At 58.4% G+C, this 512-nt stretch carries 1 protein-coding gene and 1 pseudogene; one reads left to right on the plus strand and one right to left on the minus strand.

The features are described from left to right. Positions 1–160: 160 nt before the first annotated feature. Positions 161–391: pseudogene (locus ACOCD2_RS26235) on the plus strand (transposase); the annotation flags it as partial. A 22-nt stretch (positions 392–413) separates the two neighbouring features. Here the strand turns inward: ACOCD2_RS26235 and ACOCD2_RS26240 are convergent. Further along, positions 414–512, minus strand: a 99-nt coding sequence (locus ACOCD2_RS26240) for a transposase domain-containing protein (RefSeq protein ID WP_368857394.1), incomplete at its 5' end; no start/stop codon positions are given.

Here is a 512-nt window from a genome sequence, read left to right on the forward strand (position 1 = left end):
GAAGTTGTTGCGTAGTGCTTGGTGACCAGGACGGCTGGGGCACCAATAGGTTGTCAAAGGCCGAGTCGATTTTGGGGGCTGGGATGTCCCAAAATCTATCACGAGGCCGAAGACACGCTTGTTGCTGGTGGGCAAGCGGGACCTGACCGGAGAGCGGCGGGTGCGCGAGCAGGACCGGGGGAACCCGCTGGCCGCTTCGAGCACGCTCAACCGCCTGGAGCTGGGCATACCGAAATCGGCTATATCAGACCGTTACAAGCGGATTGCCGCGGATAATGAAGCAATGGATCGACTGCTGGTCGATCTTTTCCTGGAGTCGTACCGCAAGCCCCCGCGCAAGATCTGGCTCGACCTGGATGCGACTGATGATCCGCTGCACGGTCAGCAGGAAGGTAAGCGCCAAACAATCAGCCCTATTGCATTTTTTTGACAGGCGTGTTCCAGGGTAGCAGGGCTTCAATGTCCTCAACCGTCCTGGCATTGCCGATGTGCTGCAGCACATGGTGGAGGTA

Source organism: Thiolapillus sp. (genome assembly GCF_048562965.1).
GTDB classification, from domain to species: domain Bacteria; phylum Pseudomonadota; class Gammaproteobacteria; order Chromatiales; family Chromatiaceae; genus Thiolapillus; species Thiolapillus brandeum_A.